20 protein-coding genes, 1 tRNA gene and 1 pseudogene are annotated in these 24,102 nt (G+C 73.0%); 10 read left to right on the top strand and 12 right to left on the bottom strand.

What is annotated here, in order from left to right; translation table 11 throughout:
- Positions 1–27: 27 nt before the first annotated feature.
- Positions 28–1,059, bottom strand: coding sequence for an S-methyl-5-thioribose-1-phosphate isomerase (mtnA, locus tag ACFWJX_RS31805; protein WP_383249779.1), 1,032 nt, complete (start codon positions 1,057–1,059; stop codon positions 28–30).
- Positions 1,060–1,106: 47 nt separating this feature from the next.
- On the opposite strand from mtnA, the pseudogene ACFWJX_RS31800 reads away from it, so the two are divergent.
- Both ACFWJX_RS31800 and ACFWJX_RS31795 read left to right on the top strand, forming a co-directional pair.
- Positions 1,107–1,458, top strand: a pseudogene (locus ACFWJX_RS31800) (GntR family transcriptional regulator); the annotation flags it as partial.
- Positions 1,459–1,600: 142 nt separating this feature from the next.
- Positions 1,601–2,536, top strand: a complete 936-nt coding sequence (locus ACFWJX_RS31795; RefSeq protein WP_383249778.1) for a PAC2 family protein — start codon at positions 1,601–1,603, stop codon at positions 2,534–2,536.
- A 60-nt stretch (positions 2,537–2,596) separates the two neighbouring features.
- On the opposite strand, the gene ACFWJX_RS31790 is transcribed toward ACFWJX_RS31795, so the two are convergent.
- From ACFWJX_RS31790 to ACFWJX_RS31770, 5 genes are all read right to left on the bottom strand, one after another.
- Complete coding sequence (locus tag ACFWJX_RS31790; protein ID WP_383249777.1) at positions 2,597–3,553, bottom strand: superoxide dismutase; 957 nt, start codon at positions 3,551–3,553, stop codon at positions 2,597–2,599.
- Positions 3,554–3,706: 153 nt separating this feature from the next.
- Positions 3,707–4,936 carry a cysteine--1-D-myo-inosityl 2-amino-2-deoxy-alpha-D-glucopyranoside ligase gene (gene mshC, locus ACFWJX_RS31785; RefSeq protein ID WP_383249776.1) on the bottom strand — a complete coding sequence of 410 codons (1,230 nt, stop codon included), beginning with the start codon at positions 4,934–4,936 and terminating at the stop codon, positions 3,707–3,709.
- Between the two features lie 126 nt (positions 4,937–5,062).
- Positions 5,063–5,896 carry an SCO1664 family protein gene (locus ACFWJX_RS31780; protein ID WP_383249775.1) on the bottom strand — a complete coding sequence of 278 codons (834 nt, stop codon included), beginning with the start codon at positions 5,894–5,896 and terminating at the stop codon, positions 5,063–5,065.
- Positions 5,860–6,450 (bottom strand): DUF3090 domain-containing protein, encoded by a 591-nt coding sequence (locus ACFWJX_RS31775; protein ID WP_383249774.1) that lies wholly within the window; start codon positions 6,448–6,450, stop codon positions 5,860–5,862. The genes ACFWJX_RS31780 and ACFWJX_RS31775 overlap by 37 nt, the downstream gene beginning before the upstream one ends.
- Positions 6,451–6,536: 86 nt before the next feature.
- On the bottom strand, positions 6,537–7,223 hold the full coding sequence (locus tag ACFWJX_RS31770; RefSeq protein WP_383249773.1) for a histidine phosphatase family protein: 687 nt from the start codon (positions 7,221–7,223) through the stop codon (positions 6,537–6,539).
- A gap of 61 nt (positions 7,224–7,284) precedes the next feature.
- Here ACFWJX_RS31770 and corA point away from each other — a divergent pair, with 61 nt between their 5' ends.
- On the top strand, positions 7,285–8,280 hold the full coding sequence (gene corA / locus ACFWJX_RS31765) for a magnesium/cobalt transporter CorA (RefSeq protein ID WP_383249772.1): 996 nt from the start codon (positions 7,285–7,287) through the stop codon (positions 8,278–8,280).
- A gap of 51 nt (positions 8,281–8,331) precedes the next feature.
- Here corA and ACFWJX_RS31760 read toward each other — a convergent pair whose 3' ends face one another.
- Entirely contained in the window at positions 8,332–9,120 is a 789-nt protein-coding gene (locus tag ACFWJX_RS31760) for a ferritin-like domain-containing protein (RefSeq protein WP_383249771.1), read from the bottom strand.
- A gap of 245 nt (positions 9,121–9,365) precedes the next feature.
- Entirely contained in the window at positions 9,366–10,421 is a 1,056-nt protein-coding gene (locus ACFWJX_RS31755) for an LLM class F420-dependent oxidoreductase (RefSeq protein ID WP_383249770.1), read from the bottom strand.
- Positions 10,422–10,620: 199 nt separating this feature from the next.
- Here ACFWJX_RS31755 and ACFWJX_RS31750 point away from each other — a divergent pair, with 199 nt between their 5' ends.
- Both ACFWJX_RS31750 and ACFWJX_RS31745 read left to right on the top strand, forming a co-directional pair.
- Positions 10,621–11,607, top strand: a complete 987-nt coding sequence (locus tag ACFWJX_RS31750; protein ID WP_383249769.1) for an aldo/keto reductase — start codon at positions 10,621–10,623, stop codon at positions 11,605–11,607.
- Positions 11,604–13,952 carry a helix-hairpin-helix domain-containing protein gene (locus tag ACFWJX_RS31745; protein ID WP_383249768.1) on the top strand — a complete coding sequence of 783 codons (2,349 nt, stop codon included), beginning with the start codon at positions 11,604–11,606 and terminating at the stop codon, positions 13,950–13,952. Before ACFWJX_RS31750 ends, ACFWJX_RS31745 begins: the two co-directional genes overlap by 4 nt.
- Before the next feature lie 111 nt (positions 13,953–14,063).
- Here ACFWJX_RS31745 and ACFWJX_RS31740 read toward each other — a convergent pair whose 3' ends face one another.
- Positions 14,064–14,792 carry a hypothetical protein gene (locus ACFWJX_RS31740; RefSeq protein ID WP_383249767.1) on the bottom strand — a complete coding sequence of 243 codons (729 nt, stop codon included), beginning with the start codon at positions 14,790–14,792 and terminating at the stop codon, positions 14,064–14,066.
- 47 nt (positions 14,793–14,839) lie between these two features.
- Between ACFWJX_RS31740 and ACFWJX_RS31735 the strand changes: the two genes are divergently transcribed.
- The gene (locus ACFWJX_RS31735) at positions 14,840–15,028 is read left to right on the top strand and encodes a DUF5703 family protein (protein ID WP_005485166.1); all 189 of its coding nucleotides are present in this window, start codon (positions 14,840–14,842) and stop codon (positions 15,026–15,028) included.
- 70 nt (positions 15,029–15,098) lie between these two features.
- On the opposite strand, the gene ACFWJX_RS31730 is transcribed toward ACFWJX_RS31735, so the two are convergent.
- The 3 genes from ACFWJX_RS31730 to ACFWJX_RS31720 form a co-directional block, all read right to left on the bottom strand.
- The gene (locus ACFWJX_RS31730; protein ID WP_383249766.1) at positions 15,099–15,869 is read right to left on the bottom strand and encodes a chaplin; all 771 of its coding nucleotides are present in this window, start codon (positions 15,867–15,869) and stop codon (positions 15,099–15,101) included.
- Positions 15,870–16,077: 208 nt separating this feature from the next.
- Positions 16,078–16,311, bottom strand: coding sequence for a chaplin ChpH (gene chpH / locus ACFWJX_RS31725; RefSeq protein WP_383249765.1), 234 nt, complete (start codon positions 16,309–16,311; stop codon positions 16,078–16,080).
- A gap of 171 nt (positions 16,312–16,482) precedes the next feature.
- On the bottom strand, positions 16,483–17,811 hold the full coding sequence (locus tag ACFWJX_RS31720) for a M20/M25/M40 family metallo-hydrolase (protein WP_383249764.1): 1,329 nt from the start codon (positions 17,809–17,811) through the stop codon (positions 16,483–16,485).
- Positions 17,812–18,045: 234 nt separating this feature from the next.
- Between ACFWJX_RS31720 and ACFWJX_RS31715 the strand changes: the two genes are divergently transcribed.
- The 4 genes from ACFWJX_RS31715 (at position 18,046) to ACFWJX_RS31700 (ending at position 24,098) form a co-directional block, all read left to right on the top strand.
- A tRNA-Leu gene (locus ACFWJX_RS31715) sits at positions 18,046–18,130 on the top strand.
- Positions 18,131–18,402: 272 nt separating this feature from the next.
- Positions 18,403–22,257, top strand: coding sequence for a Pls/PosA family non-ribosomal peptide synthetase (locus tag ACFWJX_RS31710; protein ID WP_383249763.1), 3,855 nt, complete (start codon positions 18,403–18,405; stop codon positions 22,255–22,257).
- Between the two features lie 74 nt (positions 22,258–22,331).
- On the top strand, positions 22,332–23,675 hold the full coding sequence (locus tag ACFWJX_RS31705; protein ID WP_383249786.1) for a M1 family metallopeptidase: 1,344 nt from the start codon (positions 22,332–22,334) through the stop codon (positions 23,673–23,675).
- A 12-nt stretch (positions 23,676–23,687) separates the two neighbouring features.
- Positions 23,688–24,098 (top strand): YchJ family protein, encoded by a 411-nt coding sequence (locus ACFWJX_RS31700; protein WP_383249762.1) that lies wholly within the window; start codon positions 23,688–23,690, stop codon positions 24,096–24,098.
- Positions 24,099–24,102 lie beyond the last annotated feature (4 nt).

The following is a 24,102-nucleotide window of genomic DNA, read 5'->3' as shown; positions in this document are numbered from 1 at the left end:
GCCCCTTCGGCGTTCTGCCGGCGTGCGCTAGCGCAGGCGTTCCCCCGGCAGTTCCCCGGCCGAGACCTCCAGTACGCCCCGCTCGGTGACCAGCCCGGTCACCAGGCGGCCCGGCGTGACGTCGAACGCCGGGTTGTGCCCGCGCGAGGCGGCCGGGGCCGTGCGGGTCCCGGCCCACTCCAACACCTCGGCCTCGTCGCGCAGTTCGATGTGGATGCCGTCGCCCGTCGGTGTGGCGAGGTCGACCGTGGTGGTGGGCGCCGCCACCAGGAACGGGATGCCCGCGTCCGCGCAGGCCAGGGCCACGCCGACGGTGCCGACCTTGTTCGCGGTGTCGCCGTTGGCGGCGATGCGGTCGGCGCCGACGACGGCCGCGTCGACCTGCCCGCGCAGGATGGTGCCCGCGGCCGCCCCGTCTGCCTGGACGTAGTGCGCGATGCCCTCCTGGACCAGCTCCCAGGCGGTCAGCCGCGCCCCCTGGAGCAGCGGGCGGGTCTCGTCGACGTGGACGACCTCCAGCCGGTCGCGGGCGTGCAGTTCGCGGATGACGCCGAGGGCGGTGCCCCAGCCGGCCGTCGCCAGGGCGCCGGTGTTGCAGTGCGTGAGGATCCTCAGCGGCCGGTCCCCGCCGACCCGCTTGAGCAGCCAGTCCGCGCCGAAGGCGCCCATCGCCCGGTTGGCCTCCACGTCCTCGCGCTGGACGGCGGCGGCCTCCTCCAGCACCGCGTCGAGGCCCTCGCCGAAGCGGGCCATGACCCGGTCCACGCCCACCATGAGGTTCACGGCGGTCGGGCGGGCCTCACGGACGCGCGCGACGGCCGCGCGCACCTCGTCCGGCGTCCAGCCCTCCCGTTCGCCCTGGAGCAGCGCGATCGCGACGCCGTAGGCACCGGCCGCGCCGATGGCCGGGGCGCCGCGCACGACCAGTCGCCGGATCGCGTCCACCAGAGTGTCCACATCCTGGACGTCCACGGTCTCGGCACGGTGCGGGAGGGCGGTCTGGTCGATCAGCGCGAGACCGGTTCCGGTCCACTCCACGGCACGCAGTTCCTGGGACATTACGGGGCACTCCTGATGTTCCTATGGGTGTTCGACACCGTACATGACCTCGAAGAACCCTCCCTGAGGAGAGCGAGCCGGCCCGCCGGGCCGGGGCCTGTCCGGCACCTCCCGTCGCGAGGCGGTGCCCGCCCTGTCCCTGACCCGGATCCGGGACGTGCGGCAGGGCGACGGCACGTACGTGACCGGCCTCGATCCCCAACTGCCGTTGGAGACCCCGAGTTCGTCGCCGACTTCCACCGCGACGACACCGTCCTGGAGTTCCTGGCCGTACACCGCGTCCTGGAGCCGCCCGCGACGGCGATGGCCGCGCTGCGCGACCGGGAGGCGGAGGCGGCGAGATCCTGGGCGACGGTGCCCATCGCGAGCGTGGAGCAGTGGCTGCGGTCGAGCCTTTGAGCGGCTTCCGGCGAAGGGTGTCCGGGGGTGGTGATCGGGGCAGTGATCCGGTCACTGGCCCGTGCAAGGGGGCTGCGGGCGCCCCCGCCGGACGCCGTAAGGTTGGGTGGTCAGGCGAGGGCACGTCGGAAGGAGGCGCTGGGTGATCGAGCTCGAGGGGGTTCCCGAGCTGATCGACCCGGTCATGGTGGCCGCGTTCGAGGGCTGGAACGACGCCGGCGACGCCGCCTCCACCGCGGTCGCGCATCTGGAGCGGGAGTGGAAGGGCGAGGTGTTCGCGGCGCTGGACGCCGAGGACTACTACGACTTCCAGGTGAACCGGCCCACGGTGTGGATCGATGCCGGAGTGCGAAAGATCACGTGGCCGACGACAAGGTTGTCGGTGGTGCGCGTCGGCGGCGAGAAGCCGCGCGACCTCGTGCTCGTGCGCGGCATCGAACCGTCCATGCGCTGGCGCTCGTTCTGCAACGAGCTGCTCGGCTTCGCGCACGAGCTGGGCGTGGAGCTGGTCGTCATCCTCGGCGCCCTGCTGGGCGACACCCCGCACACCCGTCCGGTTCCGATCAGCGGGACCACGTCCGACGCGGACCTGGCCCAGCGGATGGACCTGGAGGAGACCAAGTACGAGGGCCCCACGGGCATCGTCGGCGTCCTCCAGGAGGCGTGCACGCACGCGGGCGTGCCGGCGGTCAGCCTCTGGGCGGCCGTACCCCACTACGTGTCGCAGCCGCCCAACCCGAAGGCGACACTCGCCCTCCTCAACCGGCTGGAGGACCTGATCGACGTGCGCATCCCGCTGGGCGAGCTGCCCGAGGACGCGCGCGCCTGGCAGGTGGGCGTGGACCAGCTGGCCGCGGAGGACAGCGAGGTCGCGGAGTACGTCCAGACGCTGGAGGAGGCCCGTGACACCGCGGAGCTGCCGGAGGCCTCGGGCGAGGCGATCGCCCGGGAGTTCGAGCGGTATCTGCGGCGCCGGGACGGTGGGGGACCGCCCGGCCCCGGCGAGCGGACGCGGCCCCCGAAGCCGCCGAAGGCGAGCGGGGAGAGTGCCGACGAGGACGATTCGTCGGAGGACTAGGACCAGCGGACGGAACGGGGCGGTGCGCCGAGCGCACCGCCCCGTTCCGTGGTCTCGCTCTCAGATCCGGTCCACGGCCACCACGTCGTAGTCGGTGTCCGGCGTCGGCTCCACGTCGAAGCGCGCGTTCGGCAGGTAGAGGCGGTCGCCCCAGGCCGCGACCGTGGTCGGGACACGGAAGCGCGGATCGGTGATCCGCCTGATCGCGGTGCCCTTGGTGCCGGCCGCGTTCAGCCGGAACACGTCGATCGCGTTCTGCTGCTGCTGGACGGCGTAGAGAGTACGGCCGAGCAGCAACAGGCCGTCGCCGTTGGGCAGCCGCGCGGCGCCCAGGTCCACGGCGCGGGCGGCGCCGGTGCGCGGGTCGACCCGCATCAGGCCGCCGCCGTCGGCGAAGGCGTTGACCACGAGCAGGGCGCTGCCGTCGGGGGTGCGCTCGATGCCGTTGGCGGTGAAGTCGGGGCCCTGGACCCAGTCGCCGCTCAGCGGCACGGTCTCCACGCCCTGCGGGGCGCCGTGCGGCCCCAGGACCACCTTGTACAGCCGCGGTTCGAAGGAGTCGGTGAACCAGGCGGCACCAGTCGTGAGGATCACATCGTTCACGAACGTGCCGCCGGTGGCATACACCCTCTCCGTCTCGCCCGTGCGGGCGTCGGCGGTGCGGATCTCGCCGCTGCCGCCGCCGGCGAGGAAGAGCCTGCCGCCGCGGTCGATCTTCAGGCCGACGGTGGGGTGCCCGGCGCCGAGGCCCGGGACGACGACCGCGCCGCGGCCGGTGGCGAGGCTCGCCCGGTAGACGTCCCCGTCGGCGAGGGAGCCGAAGTACGCGAACGGGCGGCCGCCGATGGCGACGCCCTCGGGCTGGAAGCCGTCGGGCAGCGGGAACCGGTCCCGCCAGGCGGTCCCGCGTGCTTCGGCGGCCCGCGCGCCGCCGGTGCCGATCAGGGCGGCACCGGAGAGCGCGGCGGCCGCGGTGAGGAATCTGCGGCGGGCGAGGGAACGGTCTGCGGGTGTCACGTGCGTCCTTCCGTACGGGTGGGCCGGCGGTGGCCGGCGAAACGGTGACGAACGCTCACACCTCATCACACCAGGAGGTCGCCCGGAGCCGAACACACGACCGGGGCGCCCCCTCGCAAGGAGGAAGCGCCCCGGTCGTACGGCTCTCGCGGGCTACAGCGCGACGCCCAGCAGCGCGTCCACCGCCCGGGACACCACACCGGGCGCCCCGATGTCCGTGCCGCCACGCTCCTCCTGGAGCGCGGCCCAGCGGTCGACGGCGGCCAGCGCCGCCGGGGCGTCCAGGTCGTTCGTCAGGGCCGCGCGGATCTCGTCCACGAGGGCCTCGGCGGGCGGACCGTCGGGCCGGGAGACGGCCGCGCGCCAGCGCCCGAGCCGGTCCAGGGCGTCCTGGAGCACCTGGTCGGTCCACTCCCAGTCGGCCCGGTAGTGGTGGGCCAGAAGGGTGAGCCGGATCGCGGCGGGGTCGACACCGTCCCGGCGCAGCTGTGAGACGAACACGAGGTTGCCCTTGGACTTGGACATCTTCTCGCCGTCCAGCGCGACCATGCCGGCGTGGACGTACGCCTTGGCCATGGGGAACTCGCCGGTGAGCACCTGGGCGTGCGAGGCGCCCATCTCGTGGTGCGGGAAGGCGAGGTCGGAGCCGCCGCCCTGCACGTCGAAGCCCATGCCGAGGTGGTCCAGGGCGATGGCGACGCACTCGATGTGCCAGCCCGGCCGGCCGCGGCCCAGCGAGCCGCCGTCCCAGCTGGGCTCGCCCTCGCGGGCAGCCATCCACAGCATCGGGTCGAGCGGGTTCTTCTTGCCGGGCCGGTCCGGGTCGCCGCCGCGTTCCGCGGACAGCAGCCGCATGGCGGTGGCGTCCAGGCCCGAGACCTTGCCGAAGTTCGGGTCGGACCCGACGGAGAAGTAGACGTCCCCCTCGAGTTCGTAGGCGGCACCGAGGTCCCGCAGCCGCTCGACGAGCGGGACGATGCCGGGTATGGCCTCGACGGCGCCTATGTAGTGCTGCGGCGGCAGCATCCGCAGGGCGGTCATGTCCTCGCGGAAGAGGGCCGTCTCCTTCTCGGCGAGCGCGGCCCAGTCGAGGCCGTCCCGCTGCGCGCGTTCCAGGAGCGGATCGTCCACGTCGGTGACGTTCTGGACATAGTGAACCTGCCGCTTGGTGTCGAGCCACACGCGCTGAACCAGGTCGAACGCGTTGTAGGTCGCCGCGTGACCCATGTGGGTCGCGTCGTACGGCGTGATGCCGCAGACGTAGATACGGGCGACGGGACCGGGGTCGAGGGTGACGAGGCCGCCGGTCGCGGTGTCGTGGATCCTCAGGTCGCGGCCCTGACCAGGCAGGGCGGGGACCTCGGAAGCGGGCCAGGCATGCATGTCATGAGCGTAACCGGAGGGATCTCCCGCATACGAACCGGAGCCGGCCGGATGACCGGGAAGACACTCTTGCGCGACTCCGGCCCGCATGCTGGGGCCCGCCCCGACCGGCCCGGTCTGCGGTGACTAGACCGGTGGCCAGGGAATGGCCGGCCAGTCCCCGCCGGGCTCCGGGTGCTTGCCGGAGTCCAGCAGCGCGCCGACCCGCGCGCGCGTGGCGTCGATCTCGGCCGGGGTGATGAGGGCGGCCAGGACGGCGGTCAGGGCCCCGCCCGCCTCCAGGGCGCCCTGGAGGCCCTTGAGCACCTCGACGGCCTCCCCCGTCAGGGGCTCCCCCGCCCAGCCCCACAGGAGGGTGCGGAGCTTGTCCTCGGCGTTGAAGGTGACGCCGTGGTCGATGCCGTACAGCCGCCCGTCGGCGGTGGGCAGCAGATGGCCGCCCTTGCGGTCGGCGTTGTTGATGACCGCGTCGAGGACGGCGAGCCGGCGCAGCCGCTCGTCGTCGGCGTGCACCAGCAGTGCGGTCCGCCCCTCCCCGGCCTCGGCGAAACCGATCGCCTTCCATCCGGGCTCGGGCTCCTCGGCGTCGAGCAGGGCGAGCAGCTCCGCCTCCGGGGACACCTCGATCCACAGCTGGCACATGCCCTCGCCGTACGGCCCGTCGCGCAGGACGGTGGGCGGGACCAGCCCCCAGCCGGTCGCCTCGGACACCTCGTACGCGGCGACCTCGCGCTGGGCGAGGGTGCCGTCGGGGAAGTCCCACAGGGGTCTCTCCCCGGCGACCGGTTTGTAGATGCAGGCGGCCTCGCGGCCCTCGTGCACGACGGTGCAGTACAGGGCCGCGTTGGACGCCTCCCGGATGCGGCCGCGCACGGTCAGCTCGCCCTGCGCGAGCAGGCCGGCGTCGGCCTTGTCGGTGGTCGTCACGCCCCGCGGCGGTATCCGTTCTGGCGCGGACATACGTGTCCTTCCGGGTCGAGCGGCAGACTGCACAGCGGGCACGGCGGCCGGCCGGCGTTGACGACGTCGAGGGCCCGCTTTGCGAAGGCTCGCGCCTGCGCGCCGGTGAGCCGGACCCGCAGCATCGGGGGTCCGTTCTCCTCGTCCTGGAGGAGCCGTTCCTCGGCCTCGGCGAGGTCCTCGTCGGTGTCGGCCTCGAGTTCCACGAGGGCCTGCGCCTCGACGATCATGCGCTGCTCCTCGCCGTCCCAGGCGAGGGCCATCGTGCCGACCCGGAACTCCTCCTCGACCGGGGTGTCGAGGGGGGCGGAGTCGGCGACTTCGTTGGGTGTGACGGCGGGCACCGCGGCACTTCCGCCGCTACGGCGTACGACCTCGTCCAGCAGCTCGTCCATGCGCTCGGCGAGCGCGGCGACCTGGGTCTTCTCCAGGGCCACGCTGGTCACCCGGGAGCCGGCCGTGGCCTGGAGGAAGAAGGTACGGCGCCCGGGTAGTCCGACCGTACCGGCCACGAAACGGTCCGGGGGGTCGTAGAGGAACACCTGACGGGACACGTCCTGTCTCCATGGGAATCGTGAGTACGGAACGTCCATGCGTGAACGCGCGTATGTGGACCGCTTCACCCTACTGCGGCCGACGATCACGGTGCGCCCGCATCGCCCCCGACCGTGGCGTCCTGCTCCGGCGGCGCCTCGCGCGGCATGAGGGAGGCGAAGTCGCCGGTGTCGCCGAGGCGTACGAGGAAGGGCCGCAGGCGGGTGTAGCGGATCACCGTGACGGAACAGGGTTCGACGGAGATGCGCTGGAAGAGGTCGAGATGCAGCCCGAGGGCGTCCGCCACGAGCGACTTGATGATGTCGCCGTGGGAGCACATGAGGTAGACGGCGTCGGGGCCGTGGTCGCGCTCCACGCGCGCGTTCCACTCGCGCACCGCCTCGGCGGCGCGGGTCTGCATGGCCCGCATGGACTCGCCGCCGGGGAAGGCGGCGGCGGAGGGGTGCGCCTGGACGACCTCCATCAGCGGGTCGTCCGTCAGCTCGGCGAGCTTGCGCCCGGACCAGTCACCGTAGTGGGCCTCCCCGATCCGCTCGTCGGAGTGGACGGGCAGGTCCGGGCGGGCGTCCAGGAGGGGCCGGATCGTCTCCTGGCAGCGTTGCAGCGGGCTGGCGACGACCTCGGCGATCGGCAGTCCCTCCAGTCGTGCGGGCAGCGCGGCGGCCTGCTCGGCGCCGCGCTCGTCGAGGGCGACGCCGGGCGTCCAGCCGGCGAGCACTCCGGAGGTGTTGGCGGTGGACCGTCCGTGCCGGACCAGGATCAGCGTGGGCATGTCGACCAGGGTAGGGGTACTCCTGGAGGCACGGGGAACGACGGAAGGGAGAATGCGCTTCGTGATCGTCGATTGCGCCATCTATCGCGACGGGCGCCGGACGGAGGGTCCGCAGGACTTCTCCGACGCGCTGGACGAGGTGCGTGCCGCGGACGGCTTCGTCTGGATCGGGCTGCACGAGCCCTCCGAGAAGGAGTTCGCCCACGTCACGCGGGAGTTCGCCCTGCACCCGCTGGCGGTGGAGGACTCCCTCAAGGCACACCAGCGGCCCAAGCTGGAGGTGTACGACGACTCGCTGTTCCTGGTGCTGAAACCGGTCGTGTACGAGCCGGAGAGCGACGCGGTGTCCTCCGGCGAGATCATGGTCTTCCTCGGCGACTCCTTCGTGCTGACCGTCCGGCACGGCGAGGGCGCGCCGCTGGCGGCGGTACGGCAGCGGCTGGAGCGCGAGCCGGAGATGCTGGCGAAGGGACCCACGGCGGTGGTCTACGCGATCGCGGACGCGACCGTCGACCACTATCTGGACGTGGCGGCGGAGTTGCAGACCGACCTGGAGGAGCTGGAGACCGAGGTGTTCTCCCCGGACGGCGGAGGCTCACGGAACACGGCGTCCCGGATCTACACCTTCAAGCGGCAGATCCTGGAGTTCCGCCGGGCCACCGTCCCGCTGGCACCCCCGGTGTCCCGGCTGACCGGCGCCGGCGCGGCCGGGGCGAGCCTGCCGTTCGTGAACGACAAGGCGCGTCCCTTCTTCCGTGACGTCGGCGACCATCTCGCGCGCGTGAACGAGTCCGTGGAGGGCCTGGACCGGCTCGTCTCGGACATCCTGTCGGCTCACCTGGCACAGATGAGCGTCCGGCAGAACGACGACATGCGGAAGATCTCCGCGTGGGCGGCCATGGCCGCGGTCCCCACGATGATCGCGGGGATCTACGGCATGAACTTCGAGCACATGCCCGAGCTGCGCTGGACGTGGTCGTATCCGGCGGTGATCGCGGTCATGGCCGCCCTTGAGGTGGCCCTGTACCGGACGTTCAAACGGCGGGGGTGGCTGTAGGGGGCGCGGGCCGCACGCGCGCGGTGGCCCGTCGTTCAGGTGCCCCGTCGTTCAGGCGAACCCGGGTGCCGTCGTCGCGGAGCCGCCCAGAGCGTCCCGGCGTGCGGGCATCCTCAGGGTGACCATGCGACGCCATCCCGCCAGCCGCTCCCACGCGTACACGACGTGGATGCCGGCGGCGAGGAGGGCCGCCTTGGGCCGGGACCAGCCGAGGATGCGGCCCATGTGGGACATCACGGCGAGGCTGACGTCGCGGTACACGCGGATCTCCGCGAGCGCGGCCTCGCGCAGCGTCCGCTGGATGGCGCGGCCGTGCCCCGCGCGCGCGAAGCGCAGCAACTCCTCGTGGCAGTAGGCGAGGTGGTTGTCCTCGTCCTGGGAGATCATCCTGACCGCGCGGCCGAGGTCGGGGTGGTCGCCGAAGTGTTTGCGCAGCAGCTCCATCTGCTCGGAGGCGCGCTGTTCGGTGACCCGGCTGTGGGCGAGGTAGGTGACGATGTCCGGGACGGTCAGCGTCCGGTCGGCCTTGAGCTTGTCGTGGGCGAGGCCGATGCCGCCTCGCTCCAGGAGCATCGTGTAGTCGGTGTCGGGCGGGACGGGGACGGGCTGGAGGCCGCGCTTCTTCAGCAGGGCGTTGAAGATCCGCCCGTGCTTGTCCTCGTCGGCGCCGTGCCGGGTGATCTTGGGGGCCAGGTCGCGCTGGTCCGGCGGGACGAGCGCGGCGATCCGGGCGTTCTCCCAGCCGCCCTGCGACTCCCCGCTCGCGGCGATGGAACAGAACAGCCGGAAGGACTCGTCGTCGTCCAGGATCTCCTGGAACAAGCTCTTGGCCGAAAGCATCGTGGGGCACCTCTCTGCATCCCGGGGGATCCCGCGGGTTCCCCGAAGAACGAGTCAAGTGCGGGACGAGAGGCCCTGCAACAGCTATGTCGGACAACTACGCCGAACGGATGACCCGAGAAGCTCGCGCCGGAAGCGTAACCGCGCGCTTCCCGGCGCGTTGTTCCCCGTGACGGCCGTGGCGGGGAAGACCCCGAGCCCCCACCACGGCCGCTGAACTTCCTCCCCCTCCGCTGCGAGCCGCCCTACGCCAGTCCGGCCAGCTCCAGCGCTTCCGCACCCGCCCGCAGCGAGGCGAGCCGCTCGTCGAGCGTGAAGCCCGCGGGGGCGAGGGTGAGGGTGGTGACGCCGGCCGCCGCATAGGCCTTCATCCGGTCGGCGATCCGCTCCTTGGACCCCAGCAGCGTGGTCCGGTCGATCAGCTCGTGCGGCACGGCGGCCGCCGCGCCCTGCTTGTCGCCGGAGAGGTACTTGTCCTGGATCTCGTCGGCGGCCTGCTCGTAACCCATGCGCCGCGCGAGCTGGTTGTAGAAGTTCTGCTTGCGGCTGCCCATTCCGCCGACGTACAGCGCGGTGTAGGGGCGGAAGGTGTCGGCGAGTTGCTCGACGTCCTTGTCGGCGCCGACGGCCAGCGGCAGCGTCGGGCAGACGTCGAAGCCGTCCAGCGTCTTGCCGGCCTTCTCGCGCCCCGCGCGCAGGTGCTTGATCGCGGTGTCCTCGAGGTGGTCGGCGGACGGGAAGATCAGCAGGGCGCCGTCGGCGATCTCACCGGTCTGCTCCAGGTTCTTCGGGCCGATCGCCGCGATGTAGAGCGGGATGTGCTCGCGCTCCGGATGCACGGTCAGCTTGATCGGCTTGCCGGGACCGCCGGGCAGCGGCAGCGTCCAGTGCTCGCCCTCGTACGACAGCCGCTCGCGCGTCATCGCCTTGCGGACGATCTCGACGTACTCACGCGTGCGGGACAGCGGCTTGTCGAACTTGACGCCGTACCAGCCCTCGGAGACCTGCGGGCCGGAGACGCCGAGGCCGAGGCGGAAGCGGCCGCCCGACAACGAGTCGAGCGTGGCGGCGGTCATCGCGGTCATCGCCGGCTGGCGGGCCGGGATCTGGAAGATGGCCGAGCCGACGTCGATCCGCTCGGTCTGGGCGGCGACCCAGGTGAGCACGGTGGCGGCGTCGGAGCCGTACGCCTCCGCGGCCCAGCAGACCGCGTACCCGAGCCGGTCGGCCTCCTGCGCCACGGCCAGGTTGTCCCCGTCCATTCCGGCACCCCAGTAGCCGAGGTTGATCCCGAGCTGCATGGCCGATTCCCCTTACTGATCAGTAACGACGCTGTTCCGGAGACAGTAGCGCGGGGGCGGTCCCCGGGGGAGGCCGATGTGGCGAGGGTCGCGCCGGCCCGCGGGGCCCCCGGCCTGCCCGAACCGGTCCCGGCCTGCCCGGAATTCGGTTGTCCACAGGCAACCCACGGCCCAGTTCTGGCCAGTAATCTCGGCACCCATGGAGCAGAGGCATCTCGGCCGCACCGGCCTGCGCGTGTCCCGCATCGGGCTCGGCACCCTGACCTGGGGCCGCGACACCGACGAGCATGACGCCGCGGACCTCTTGAAGACGTTCTGGGAGGCGGGCGGCACCCTCGTCGACACGGCGGACGTGTACGGCGACGGAGAGGCCGAGTATCTGCTGGGGCGGCTCATGGAAGGCCTGGTCCCGCGCCGGGACCTCATCATCTCGACGAAGGCCGGCAGCGTGCCCGACCCGGACCGGCGGTTCGACGGCTCACGCGGTCACCTCCTCGCGGCCCTGGACGCCTCGCTCGGCCGCCTCGGCACGGACCACGTGGACGTGTGGCACGTGCACGCCTTCGACCCGGGCACCCCGCTGGACGAGACCCTCCAGGCCCTCGACATCGCGGTCGCCAGCGGCCGCGCCCGCTATGCCGGAATCGCCAACTTCTGCGGCTGGCAGCTCGCCAAGGCCGCCACCTGGCAGCTCGCCGCACCGGGCGCGCGCACCCGGCTGGCCAGTACGCAGATGGAGTACTCGCTGCTCCAGCGCGGGGTGGAGCGCGAGGTGCTGCCGGCCGCGCTGGACCTGGGCATCGGCCTGCTGCCCTCCTCCCCGCTCGGCCGGGGCGTCCTCACCGGCAAGTACCGGGGCGACGCACTGCCGCCGGACTCGCGCGCCGCCTCGGACCACTTCGCGCCGTTCGTCGAGCCCTACCTCGACGAGACCGCCAGCCGCATCGTGGACGCCGTGGCGACCGCGGCGGACGGGCTCGCGGTGACCCCGCTCCAGATCGCCCTCGCGTGGGTCCGCGACCGGCCCGGAGTGACCGCCCCGATCGTCGGCGCGCGCAACGCGCAGCAGCTCACGGCGGCATTGTCAGTGGAGGCCCTTAGTCTTCCTGACGAGATCTGCCGGGCGCTCGACGACGTGTCGGCGCCCGTGCACCGCTATCCCGATCACGACTGGAGCACGCTGTGAGCACGGAGCCGGAGCCCCCCAGCACCACGGAGAACACCGGGCCGGGCACCCCGGACGACGCCCCGCCCGCCGAGGGCTCACCGGAGACCGACTCCGCGGCGGCCACGGCCGACGAGCCCGCCCGGAAGCTGTCCGAGCCCACGGCCGGTGAGACCGCGCCGGAGCCCTCGGCGGCCGAAGCCACGGATCCGGGGCCCACGGCCGACGAGCCCGCGCGGAAGCTGTCCGAGCCCACGGCCGGTGAGACCGCGCCGGAGCCCTCGGCGGCCGACGGCACGGATCCGGGGTCCGCGGCCGAGGAGTCCGCCCGGAAGTTGTCCGAGGCCGAGGCGGAACTCGCCGCGCAGAAGCTGGAGCGCGAGCGGATCGAGCGGCGCAGGGCCGAGAAGCAGGGCCCCATCCCCGCCGGGACGAAACTCAGCGGCAAGGCCGCCGACCTCCTGGCGGCCGTACGGGCCGTGGAGAGCGGGGAGAAGCCCACCGCCACCGTGTTCGCCGATCCGGAGCCCGCCCCGCGCCGCACCGTGACGGAGCCCGTGCGGCGCCCGCAGCCGGTGGCCGCGGAGCCCGCCGCCACGGCACCGGCACCGGACACCGTCGAGGCGGTACGGCGGGTGCTGGCCGGTGGCGGCGCTCCCGAGACGCTGGCGCCGCAGGTCGCCGCGGCTCTCGGCGAGGGCGCGGCGGAGGCCTTGGGCGAGGACCCCTGGCAGTTGCTGCGCGTCCCCGGTGTGCGGCCCGAGCAGGCCGACGGCTTCGCGCGGGCGCTGCTCGGCGCGGAGTGCGCCCCGGACGACGAGCGGCGGGGCCGGGCGGTCACCGTCTGGCTGCTGGAGCAGGCGGCCCTGGCCGGGCACACCGCCCTGGAGCTGCCCGCGCTGACGGCCGCGCTCGCCCAGCGGGGTGTCCCGGACGCGGACGCGGCCGTGCAGAGCACCCTCGCCGAGGGCGAGGCCCTCGCCTTCCAGGACGCCATCGAGGAGCCCGGGGCCGCCCCGGTCAGGACGGCCGGGAGCGAGGAGTCCGAGGAGGAGGACGACACCGAGGAGACCGGTCCGGTCCGGGTCCTCGTGGGTCTCGAGCAGTACGCGCTCGCGGAGGAGAGCCTCGCCGACGGTCTGGCCCGGGTGGTCAACTCCGTCGCGAAGGAGACATCGACGCCGTGGGAGCCGGCCGCCGCCTCGGCGTCCGGCAGCACGGCCGAGCTGATCCGCGCGGTCGCCGGGCACGGTCTGGTCCTGCACACCGGTGGCGAGGCCGCCCGCGCCGAACCGGCCGCCCTGCTGGCCGCCGCCCGGTCCCTGGGGCTGCGCGCGGTCGCCGCCTGTCACACGCCGGACGGACGGCGGCGGCTCGCCACACACCTGGGCACGGCGGGCGACGGGGACGGCTTCCTCGTCACCCTCCCCGGCCTGCTGTCCGGCGCCGAGGGCCCCTGCCGGGACACCGAGGGCGCCTTCGCCCTCGACCTGCTGATCGTGCTGGACGCGCCGCAACTGGACGTGGAGACCGCCGCGATGCTCGTGGAGTCACTGCCGGACGGGGCCCGGCTGGTGCTCAGCGGCGATCCGGCGCTGCTCTGGTCGGCCGGGCCCGGCCGGGTCTTCGCCGACCTGCTCGCCGCCCGGGTGTGCCCCCAGGTCGCCTCCCGCACCCCCGATCCGGGACCGCTCGGCGAGCTGGTGTCCGGGGTGGGCATCGGTGAGCTGAACCAGGTCGAGGCACCCGGCAAGGAGATCGTGATCGTGCCCGTGCGGGACGCGGGCGAGGCCGTGCACCGGACGGTGCAGCTCGTCGCGGACTCCGTGCCGCGGGCCTTCGGCATCCCCGCCGAGCAGACGGTGGTCGTCACCCCGGGCCACGGCGGCGCGGCCGGAACCCGCGCGCTGAACGCCGCGCTCAAGGAGCGCCTCAACCCCGGCCCCGGCCGCTTCGGCGGCTTCGACCCCGGCGACCGGATCGCCTACTCCCCCGCCCCGGGCCGTACGGTGCCGGGCCGGGTGGTGACGGCCGACGCGGAGGGGCTGCACCTGTCCTGCGCCGGCGCCACCGTGGTCGTACCGAAGGAGCGGGTGGAGCAGTCCGTCCGGCACGGGTGGGCGCTCACGGCGCACCAGGCGGCCGGCAGCCGGTGGCCGGCCGCGGTCGTGGTGCTGCCCGGCGATGCCGCGCAGGTCCTCTCCCGTCCGTGGGTCTACACGGCCTTCAGCCGGGCGGAGCGCCACCTGTCCGTGGTCCACGGGGTCGAGCAGGCGCTGGCCGGAGCGGTCGCCGAGGTCACGGCGAAGCCCCGTACGACCCGGTTGCCGGTGCTGCTGCGCACGCCGGGCCCGGGGCGGGGCTGAGGGCGGGGTAGTCGTGGCCGGGGCCGTCCCCGGCGGGGAATCGCCCCCTTGCCGTGACCGCCGCCGTCCATCAGCGTCCACCGCCGCCGGTGTGTCCGGCGCGGCCTCGCGCTAGCGGTCCACGCGGTCGGCGTCCGACCGCTCCGGGCCCACTTCCTCGTCCTCTTCCTCGTCCTCCACCAGTTCGGCCTCGGCGTCGTCCTCGTCGTCCTCGTCGTCCTCGTCGTCATCGAGGTCGTCGTCGAAGACCGAGCTGACGTCGAAGCGGCACACGACCTGCTGCGGGTCCGGCTGCTCGAAGGGGGTCTCCAGCCATTCGCCCGGCTCGGCCGGTTCGTCGGCCGCCAGCACCCACAGGGTCGAGTCGCCCTCCTCCAGACCGAACTCCTTGTGCCGGGAGGCGATCTCGTCGGGTTCGAACTCGCCGAAGAGCAGGCCCAGCGCGCCGTGGACGGTCCCGGAGGCCTCCGCGTCCGCGCCGTCCTCGAACTCCGCCGCCTCGACCCGCTGGGCCTGCGCCAGCAGCCGCTGCGGTTCCACCACGGCGTAGTCCCGGCGGATCAGCACACTCAGGGCGTTGGGCTCCTCGGGGCCCGCGTAGGGCGGCAGCGAGTCGTCGGCGCCGGGGATCTCGAAGGGGGTGACCTCGTCATAGCGGTCGTAGAGCAGCTCGTCGTACGCCTCCGCGGCCGCGGCCAGCTCGTTGAACGCCTCGTAGACGGCCGGGTCGTCCTCACCCGTCCTGCGTTCGACCGCCGCCAGGTGGCGGTCGAGCGCGGTCTTGACCGCCTCGGCGGCGGCGCGTACCTCGGCAGCGGTGGGCTGCGCAGCATCAGACATAGAGCAGACGCTATCCGTACCGGGCCCCAGCCCGCACAATAGATGCGATGCCGGAATACGAATTTGTCGACGTGTACGTGCCGCGCGGTGTCTCCCGCAAGGACGCGACACGTCTGCTGACCGACCATGCGGAGTACGGACACTGGGAGTTGGACCGTCTGAGCCTGCTGCGGGACGGCAGCCGCCGAGTGCGGCTGCGCCGACGGATCATCCGTCAGGTACGCGCCACGTGGTGAGCTGAACATGACGGAAACGGAGCGGGCCCCGCCGAGGCGGGGCCCGCTCCGTTGTGCGGGCCGGGGACCGTCACACCGAGGCGCGTGCCTTGCGGTAGAGGACCGCGCCCGCGAGCAGCGCGCCCGCGCCGGCCGGGAGGGCGAGGCCCAGCGGCAGTCCGCTGCCGGTCTGCGCGAGCTGCGGGGAGTGGACCGATGAGGCGCCGGCCGGGGTCACGTGACCCGGCTTGGCGGGCATGCCCTCGACCTCGGAGTGGCTGGACTTTCCGGGGCCGGCCGGCTTGCCGGGGCCCTGGCTTCCCGGGGTCTCCTCCTCGCCGCCGGGAGGCGTGCCGTACTCGCGGCCGGGGCCGCTGTCGTTGGCACAGTCGTTGCCCATGGCCGGGTTGAGGATCCCGACGACGTCGACGGTGTTGCCGCAGACGTTGACCGGCACGTCGACCGGTGCCTGGACGTTGTTGCCGGAGCCGACGCCGGGCGAACCGGCGGTGTGGCCGCCCGCCTGCGCGCCACCGGACCCGCTGTGCGCGCCGGACCCGCTGTGCGAGCCGGAGCCGCTGTGGTTGCCGCCGCCGCTCTTGCCGCCGCTGTGGCCCGCGCTGTGGTTGGCACAGGAGTTGCCGACCGACGGGTTGAGGACGCCGATGACGTCGACGGTGTTGCCGCAGACGTTGACCGGCACGTTCACCGGCGCCTGGACGTTGTTGCCGGACAGGACGCCGGGCGAGTTGGAGGCCGAGCCGGTCGCACCGGAGTCGGCGTGTGCGTACCCTCCGGCGGCGGCGATCACCCCCGTCGCCGCCGCCACGGTCATGAGGCCTTTGCGGGTGACCTGTCGCATTCCTGCATCCCTGCTTTCGATCTCGTCCCGAATTGCTCGCATCCTTCCAGCTGCGCGAGGCCTCCGGGTTCTACGACTTCTTCGGCTTTCCTTTCTCACTCCATATCGGCTTTCGCGCCGATGAACGTGAGAAAAGACCGGTCGGCCCCGGAGCGCATGGAGTGCACTCCGGGGCCGACGGTGTGGACGACCCCTCAGCGGGTCGACGTCACTTGTTGATGCAGACGTTGCCGAAGGCGGGGTTCAGCAGCCCGATCACCGAGATCGTGTTGCCGCAGACGTTCACGGGGATGTGGACGGGAACCTGGATCACGTTGCCGGAAACGACACCCGGGGAGTGCACGGCAGCACCCTGGGCGCCCGAATCAGCGACGGCCATGCCCGCACCCGCGAGAACCAGACCACCGGTGGCAGCCGCAGCGGCGACGATCTTCTTGATCATTATTCCTCCTTGTTGGCAATGCGATCCCAAGCAACGGATCGCATCAGCAGTAACGACGAGGAAGTAATGGGGCTACGTGCTTATCGTCGCATTCACTCTTCTCAGTCACCCCCGCACAGGCTGCCGAATAAAAGGCGTGCCCGCCGTGCCACTGCCGTTGCCGTCAGCCGTTCAGGAGGCGTCGATGAAGCGGTCGAGCACCCGGACGCCGAACTGGAGGCCGTCCACCGGCACCCGCTCGTCGACGCCGTGGAACATGCCGGCGAAGTCCAGCTCCGGCGGCAGCTTCAGCGGGGCGAAGCCGAAGCCGCGGATGCCGAGGTCGTCGAAGGACTTGGCGTCCGTCCCGCCGGAGAGCATGTAGGGGATCGCCTTGGCGGTGGGGTCCTCGGCGAGCAGCGCGGACTGCATGGCCTCCACCAGTGGTCCGTCGAACGAGGTCTCCAGGGCCTTGTCGGAGTGGACGTCCTCGCGGCGCACCTTCGGGCCGAGGATCCGGTCGAGGTCGGCGAGGAACTCGTCCTCGTGCCCCGGCAGGAAGCGCCCGTCGACGTGCGCCGTGGCCTCGCCCGGAATGACGTTGACCTTGTAGCCGGCGCCCAGCTGGGTCGGGTTGGCGGTGTTGCTCAGGGTCGCGCCGATCAGCTTGGCGATGCCGCCGAGCCGGGCGAGGGTCGACTCCATGTCCTCGGCGTCCAACTGGGTGCCGAGCGCGTCGCCCAGCTCGTCGAGGAAGGCCCGGGTGGTCTTGGTGACCCGCACCGGGAACGTGTGTCGGCCCAGCCGGGCCACGGCCTCGGACAGTTCGGTGATCGCGTTGTCCCGGTGGATCATCGAGCCGTGCCCGGCGGTGCCGGCCACGGTCAGCTTCATCCAGTGCATGCCCTTCTCGGCCGTCTGGATCAGGTAGAGCCGCCGCTCCTCGCTCACCGTGAAGGAGAAACCGCCCACCTCGCTGATCGCCTCGGTGACGCCCTCGAAGAGGTCGGGGTGGCGGTCGACCAGGTGCCGGGCGCCGTAGGTGCCGCCGGCCTCCTCGTCGGCCAGGAAGGCGAGGACGATGTCGCGCGGCGGCCTGCGCCCGGAACGCAGCCGGTCGCGGACGACCGCCAGGGTCATCGCGTCCATGTCCTTCATGTCGACCGCGCCCCGGCCCCACACGCAGCCGTCGGCGACCTCCCCGGAGAAGGGGTCGTGCGTCCAGTCGGCCGCGTTGGCCGGGACGACGTCGAGGTGGCCGTGGATGAGCAGCGCGGGCCGGGACGGGTCCGTGCCCTCGATGCGGGCCACGGTGGAGGCGCGCCCCGGGTGCGACTCGTAGATCTTGGGTTCGAGCCCGACCTCGGCGAGCTTCTCGGCGACGTACTCGGCCGCCTTGCGCTCGCCCGGACCCGAGTGGTCGCCGTAGTTGCTGGTGTCGAACCGGATCAGCTCGCGGCAGAGGTCCACGACCTCGTCCTCGCCGGTGACGCCCCTGGCCGTGTCGTCCGTCGCGCTCACGCTGGTTCCTCCCGCTGTCACTGCTGGTGGTTCCCCTCATCCTCCCCCTCCCCGCCGCCGCACCCAAGACCGGTCCCGGCCCGTCACACGCCGTTCACGCCCGATGCGACCGACGCCGGGCGGGCGGCAGTCGGCCGGGCAGGCGGACGGCGGGCGGGCTGTGATCGGGCACCCCGGAAAGCCTGGTAATGTTTACGTCGTCGCCGCAGGGGAAACCCGCGCGACAGGCACCTTGTCCGGGTGGCGGAATGGCAGACGCGCTAGCTTGAGGTGCTAGTGCCCTTTATCGGGCGTGGGGGTTCAAGTCCCCCCTCGGACACGCGAATTGAGTGAGGGCCCCGACCGTCAGGTCGGGGCCCTCACTCGTTGATGTGGGGCATCTCTCCCCGGCCCGAAGATCACCAGGTCACAGCCCCGCCGCGGTCCCCCGACAGGCCCCGGACGGCCTGTCCGGCTGGCTGACAGATGGGGTCGAGCCTAGCGTCGTACTAAAATTTCCGGCTTGTTACGGGCTGGAGCCGGACAACCCCAGGCAGACCTGCGGGCCCGCCAGCGCCCCGGAGGTCTCCGGGCATGAGACGCGAGGACCCGATGGCAGCCACAGACGAGAGCAGCGCTCTCGGCCTGCTCGACGAAGAGATCCGCGAACAGCTCGGCGACACGGCACGTTTCTCCGGCGGTCCCGCCGCCTCACCGCGCACCCTCCTCGACATCCTCGACGCGTCCGTGCGCTCGTACCCGGACGAGCCGGCCCTGGACGACGGCGCCGCCGCGCTGACCTACCGGGAGCTGGCCGTCGAGGTCGAACGGCTGCGCCTCCGGCTGGCGGGCGCCGGGGTCGGCCTGGGCGACCGGGTGGGGGTCCGGGTGCCGTCCGGGACCAACGACCTGTACGTCGCGATCCTCGCCGTCCTGGCCGCCGGGGCCGCCTATGTGCCCGTCGACGCGGAGGACCCCGACGAGCGGGCCGAGCTGGTCTTCGGGGAGGCCGGGGTCAGGGCCGTCGTGGGGGCCGGGCACGAGCTGACCGTCCACGGCCGCTCCGAGGTGCCCGCCGCGCGGCCCGGTGCCGGGCACGACGCGTGGGTCATCTTCACCTCCGGCTCCACCGGTAAGCCCAAGGGCGTCGCCGTCAGCCATCGCAGCGCCGCCGCCTTCGTGGACGCCGAGGCCGCCCTGTTCCTCACCGAGGAGCCGATCGGGCCCGGGGACCGGGTGATGGCGGGGCTGTCCGTCGCCTTCGACGCCTCCTGCGAGGAGATGTGGCTGGCCTGGCGGTACGGCGCCTGTCTGGTGCCGGTGCCGCGAGCGCAGGTCAGGAGCGGTGCCGACCTCGGGCCCTGGCTGGTGGAGCAGGAGATCACCGTCGTGTCGACCGTGCCCACGCTCGCCGCGCTCTGGGAGCCGGAGACCCTCAACGACGTCCGCCTGCTGATCTTCGGCGGCGAGGCCTGCCCGCCCGAGCTGGTGCAGCGGCTGGTGACCGAGGGGCGTGAGGTCTGGAACACGTACGGGCCGACCGAGGCGACCGTGGTGGCCTGTGCCTCGCTGATGAGCGGGGCGGAGCCGATCCGGATCGGGCTGCCGCTGCGGGGCTGGGAGCTGGCCGTCGTGGACGAGGCCGGCGAGCCGGTGCCGATGGGCGGCACCGGTCAGTTGGTGATCGGCGGGGTCGGCCTCGCCCGGTACCTCGACGCCGAGAAGGACGCGGAGAAGTACGCGCCGCTGGAGTCGCTGGGCTGGGAGCGGGCGTACCGCAGCGGTGACCTCGTGAAGGCGGAGCCCGAGGGGCTGGTCTTCCTCGGGCGGGCCGACGAGCAGATCAAGCTCGGCGGGCGGCGGATCGAGCTGGGCGAGGTGGACGCGGCGTTGCAGGCGCTGCCCGGGGTCGCGGGCGCGGCCGCCGCCGTGCGCACCGCGCGCAGCGGCAACCAACTCCTCGTCGGGTATGTCGTCACCCAGGACGGCTGGGACCAGGCCGCGGCGGTGGAGAAGCTCCGCGCCGGACTGCCCGCCGCGCTCGTGCCGCTGCTCGCGCCGGTGGCGGACCTGCCGACCCGGACGTCGGGCAAGGTCGACCGGGCCGCGCTGCCCTGGCCCCTGGAAGGCCTGGAGACGGGCGGTCCGGCGGAGCGGCTCTACGGCACCGAGGCCTGGCTCGCCGAGCAGTGGACGGAGGTCCTCGGCATCCCGGTCGGCGGCGCCCGTGACGACTTCTTCGCGATCGGCGGCAGCAGCCTGGCCGCCGCCCAGCTCACGACGCGGCTGCGCACCCGGTACCCGAGCGCCGCCGTCCTCGACATCTACCAGCAGCCGACGCTGCGCAAGCTGGCCCGGCACCTGGAGGAGTCCGCGCAGGACGACGGCTCCCGGCGCACGGTCGCGCCGGTGCCGCGTCGGGCGCAGGTGATCCAGGTCCTGCTGCTCCTGCCCCTGTTCACGCTGCTCGGGTTGCGATGGACGCTGGTCCTGGCCGCCGCGGGCAACGTCCTGCCCGCCTACGGCCTGCTGCCGACCGCGCCCTGGTGGCTGGTGATCGCGGGTGCCCTGCTGTTCTTCAGCCCGCCGGGCCGGCTCGCGCTCGGCGCCGGCGGGGCGCGGCTGCTGCTCCGGGGTGTGACGGCGGGCCGCCATCCGCGCGGTGGCGGGGTCCATCTGCGGCTGTGGGCCGCCGAGCGGCTCGTCGAGTTCACCGGGGCGGCCTCGCTGACCGGCTCCTGGCTGGAGCGGTACGCCCGCGCCCTGGGCGCCAAGATCGGCCCGGACGTGGACCTGCACGCGCTGCCGCCGGTCACCGGCCTGCTCCGGCTGGGCCGGGGCGCGGCCGTGGAGTCCGAGGTGGACCTCTCCGGCTGGTGGCTGGACGGTGACCGGCTGGAGATCGGGCCGGTCAGGATCGGTGCGCACGCCGTCGTCGGCACCCGCAGCATCCTGTTCCCCGGTGCCCGGGTCGGCAAGCGGGCCGAGGTGGCGCCGGGGTCGGCCGTCACCGGTCAGATCCCGACCGGGCAGCGCTGGGCGGGCGCGCCCGCGGTCAAGCTCGGCAAGGCCAAGCGCAACTGGCCCAAGGAGCGGCCCGCCCGGGGCCGGGCCTGGCGGGCGCTGTACGGGGCCGCGGGGGCCGGGCTGACGCTGCTGCCGGTGCTGGCCGCCGGGGCCGCGCTGCTCGTGGTGTACGCCCTGGTCTCGCCGGACGCCCCGCTGCGGGGTGCTGCACTGGCGCTGGTCCCGGCCACGCTCGCCTACGGGCTGACGTACGCGCTGCTGCTGCTGGTCGCCGTGCGGCTGTTGAGTCTGGGGCTGCGGGAGGGCACGCATCCGACGCACAGCCGGATCGGCTGGCAGGCGTGGACGGTCACGCAGCTGATGGACCGCTCGCGCGAGACGCTCTTCCCGCTGTACGCCGGGCTGGCCACGCCGGTGTGGCTGCGGCTGCTGGGGATGCGGATCGGCAAGGGCGCCGAGGTGTCGACCGTCCTCGCGCTGCCCAGCCTGACCACGGTGGGTGAGGGCGCCTTCCTGGCCGACGACACGCTGACCGCGCCGTACGAGCTGGGCGGCGGCTGGATGCGGATCGGGCGGGCGGAGATCGGGCGGCGGGCGTTCCTCGGGAACTCGGGGATGACCGCGCCGGGGCGGAGCGTGCCGGACGGCGGGCTCGTCGGGGTGCTGTCGGCGACGCCGAAGAAGGCGAAGAAGGGCAGTTCCTATCTGGGGCTGCCGCCGGTGAAGCTGCCGCGGGCGGCGGCCGACGGCGACCAGAGCCGGACGTACGAGCCGCCGGCGCGGCTGCTGTGGGCGCGGGCGCTGGTGGAGCTGTGCCGGATCGTGCCGGTGTTCTGCTCGGCCGGTCTCGCGGTGCTGACCGTGGCGGCGCTGTGCGCGCTGGGGGCGTGGGCCCCGCTGCTCTCCGGTCCTGTGCTGCTCGGGGCGGGGGCGCTGGCGGGGCTGGTCTCCATGGCCGCCAAGTGGCTGCTGGTCGGGCGGCACCGCAGCGGGGAGCACCCGCTGTGGAGCGGTTTCGTGTGGCGCAACGAGTTGGCGGACACGTTCGTCGAGGTGGTGGCGGTGCCGTGGCTGGCCGGTCTGGTGCCGGGTACGCCGGTGCTGTCGGCGTGGCTGCGCGGGCTCGGCGCGCACATCGGCAGGGGCGTGTGGGTGGAGAGCTACTGGCTGCCCGAGGCGGACCTGGTGACGCTGGGGGACGCGGCCACGGTGAACCGCGGCTGTGTGCTCCAGACTCACCTCTTCCACGACCGGATCTTGCGGACGGATACTGTGGTCCTCCGTGAGGGTGCCACGCTGGGCCCTGGCGGGATCGTGCTGCCCGGCAGCACGGTCGGGGCCCGGACGACCCTGGGTCCCGCGTCGCTCGTGATGGCCGCGGAGTCCGTCCCGGACGACACCCGCTGGCTCGGAAACCCGATCGAAGCATGGCGTCCTTGAACGCCTGCCACTTCGAACCGGACGACGGCACACCGGCGGGGAGTGGCAGCACGGCGCAGGGAGCGGACGCGGAAGTGGCAGTTCAGCAGGCAGGTGGGCCGGACCCGTACTTCCCGGCCAACGGTGATCCCCGGTACCGGGTGCATCGCTACGAACTCACGCTGGACTACCGGCCCGGACCGAACCGGCTCTCGGGCACGGCCCGGATCAACGCGATAGCCGGGCGCTCGCCGCTCGCCGAATTCCAGCTCAACCTGGCCGACTTCAAGATCGGCCGGGTCCGGGTCGACGGCCGGCAGACGCACTACACGCATCGCGGCGGCAAGCTGCGGGTCCGGCCCGCCAAGCCGCTGCGGGCCGGGGCGGCGTTCACCGTCGAGGTGCACTGGGCGGGCAACCCCAAGCCGGTCAACAGCCCCTGGGGCGGGATCGGCTGGGAGGAACTGGGGGACGGGGCGCTGGTGGCGAGCCAGCCCGTCGGGGCGCCCTCGTGGTACCCGTGCAACGACCGGCCCGCCGACAAGGCGTCGTACCAGATCTCGGTCACGACGCCGTCGGCGTACTCGGTGGTGGCGGGTGGCCGGCTGCTGACGCGGACGACGAAGGCGTCGACGACGACCTGGGTGTACGAGCAGTCCGCGCCGACGTCGAGCTATCTCGTCGGGCTGTCGATCGGCACGTACCAGACGGTGCTGCTGGGCGATCCCGGGCTCGGTGGGGTGCCCCAGCACGGGCACATCCCGGCGGACCTGCTGCCGGAGTTCTCGCGGGACTTCGCGCGTCAGCCGGGCATGATGCACCTCTTCCAACAGCTTTTCGGGCCCTACCCGTTCGACGAGTACGCGGTGGTGGTGACCGAGGAGGAACTCGATGTCCCGGTCGAGGCCCAGGGGTTGTCGCTGTTCGGCGCCAACCACGTGGACGGGGCGCGGGGTTCGGAGCGGCTGGTGGCGCACGAGCTGGCGCACCAGTGGTTCGGCAACAGCGTGTCCATCGCCGACTGGCGGCACATCTGGCTGAACGAGGGCTTCGCCAAGTACGCGGAGTGGCTGTGGTCGGAGCGTTCGGGCGGCCGTACGGCGCAGCAACTGGCCTCCGTCGCACACCGGTTGCTGTCCACCCTGCCGCAGGACCTGAAGCTGGCGGATCCCGGCCGCAAGTCGATGTTCGACGACCGGCTCTACGAGCGGGGCGGACTCACCGTGCACGCGCTGCGCTGCGCGCTGGGCGACGACGCGTTCTTCCGGATGCTGCGCGCCTGGCTGGGCCTGCACCGCGGCGGCGCGGTCACGACGTCCGCCTTCACGGCCCACGCGGCACGGTTCGCGGCAGAGCCGCTGGACGACCTGTTCGACGCGTGGCTGTACGGGACGGCGCTGCCGCCGCTGCCGCTGTCCGAGACGCGGGCGGCCGTCTAGCAGAATGGCGGCATGACGACCCGTTCCTGCCCCTGTGGGCTGCCCGCGCCGTACGAGGGCTGCTGCGGACGTTTCCTCGCCCGGTCTCGAACAGCCTCGACCGGGGGGACCCCCGTCGCCGCCGCCGCGCCGACCGCCGAGGCGTTGATGCGGTCGCGGTACACCGCCTTCGTGAGGGGCGACGCCGGGTATCTGCTGCGCACCTGGCATCCGCGGACCCGGCCGGGGCGGCTGGAGCTGGATCCGGAATTGCGGTGGACGGGGCTGGAGATTCTCGACACGGTCGACGGGTCGGCGTTCCACGCCACCGGGGTCGTGGAGTTCCGGGCCTCCTACCGGGGCGGCGCGCTGTGGGAGCGGAGCCGCTTCGAGCGCGTGGAGGGCGCCTGGGTGTACGTGGACGGGGAGTTTCCGGAGCAGTAGGGCG

This window comes from Streptomyces sp. NPDC058335 (genome assembly GCF_042723915.1).
Classification (GTDB): domain Bacteria; phylum Actinomycetota; class Actinomycetes; order Streptomycetales; family Streptomycetaceae; genus Streptomyces.
The sequence above is the reverse complement of the archived record's forward strand: the minus strand, read 5'-3'. Positions and strand labels throughout refer to the sequence as shown.

Excerpts from the sequence above, each read along its gene's own strand:
- ACFWJX_RS31770 (WP_383249773.1), bottom strand. The coding sequence starts at position 7,223 with ATGCCCACGCTGATCCTGGTCCGGCACGGACGGTCCACCGCCAACACC.
- ACFWJX_RS31740 (WP_383249767.1), bottom strand. The coding sequence starts at position 14,792 with ATGTCTGATGCTGCGCAGCCCACCGCTGCCGAGGTACGCGCCGCCGCC.
- ACFWJX_RS31750 (WP_383249769.1), top strand. The coding sequence starts at position 10,621 with ATGGAGCAGAGGCATCTCGGCCGCACCGGCCTGCGCGTGTCCCGCATC.
- ACFWJX_RS31755 (WP_383249770.1), bottom strand. The coding sequence starts at position 10,421 with ATGCAGCTCGGGATCAACCTCGGCTACTGGGGTGCCGGAATGGACGGG.
- ACFWJX_RS31710 (WP_383249763.1), top strand. The coding sequence starts at position 18,403 with ATGGCAGCCACAGACGAGAGCAGCGCTCTCGGCCTGCTCGACGAAGAG.
- mtnA (WP_383249779.1), bottom strand. The coding sequence starts at position 1,059 with ATGTCCCAGGAACTGCGTGCCGTGGAGTGGACCGGAACCGGTCTCGCG.
- mshC (WP_383249776.1), bottom strand. The coding sequence starts at position 4,936 with ATGCATGCCTGGCCCGCTTCCGAGGTCCCCGCCCTGCCTGGTCAGGGC.
- ACFWJX_RS31760 (WP_383249771.1), bottom strand. The coding sequence starts at position 9,120 with ATGCTTTCGGCCAAGAGCTTGTTCCAGGAGATCCTGGACGACGACGAG.
- ACFWJX_RS31730 (WP_383249766.1), bottom strand. The coding sequence starts at position 15,869 with ATGCGACAGGTCACCCGCAAAGGCCTCATGACCGTGGCGGCGGCGACG.
- ACFWJX_RS31700 (WP_383249762.1), top strand. The coding sequence starts at position 23,688 with ATGACGACCCGTTCCTGCCCCTGTGGGCTGCCCGCGCCGTACGAGGGC.
- ACFWJX_RS31780 (WP_383249775.1), bottom strand. The coding sequence starts at position 5,896 with ATGTCCGCGCCAGAACGGATACCGCCGCGGGGCGTGACGACCACCGAC.
- chpH (WP_383249765.1), bottom strand. The coding sequence starts at position 16,311 with ATGATCAAGAAGATCGTCGCCGCTGCGGCTGCCACCGGTGGTCTGGTT.
- ACFWJX_RS31735 (WP_005485166.1), top strand. The coding sequence starts at position 14,840 with ATGCCGGAATACGAATTTGTCGACGTGTACGTGCCGCGCGGTGTCTCC.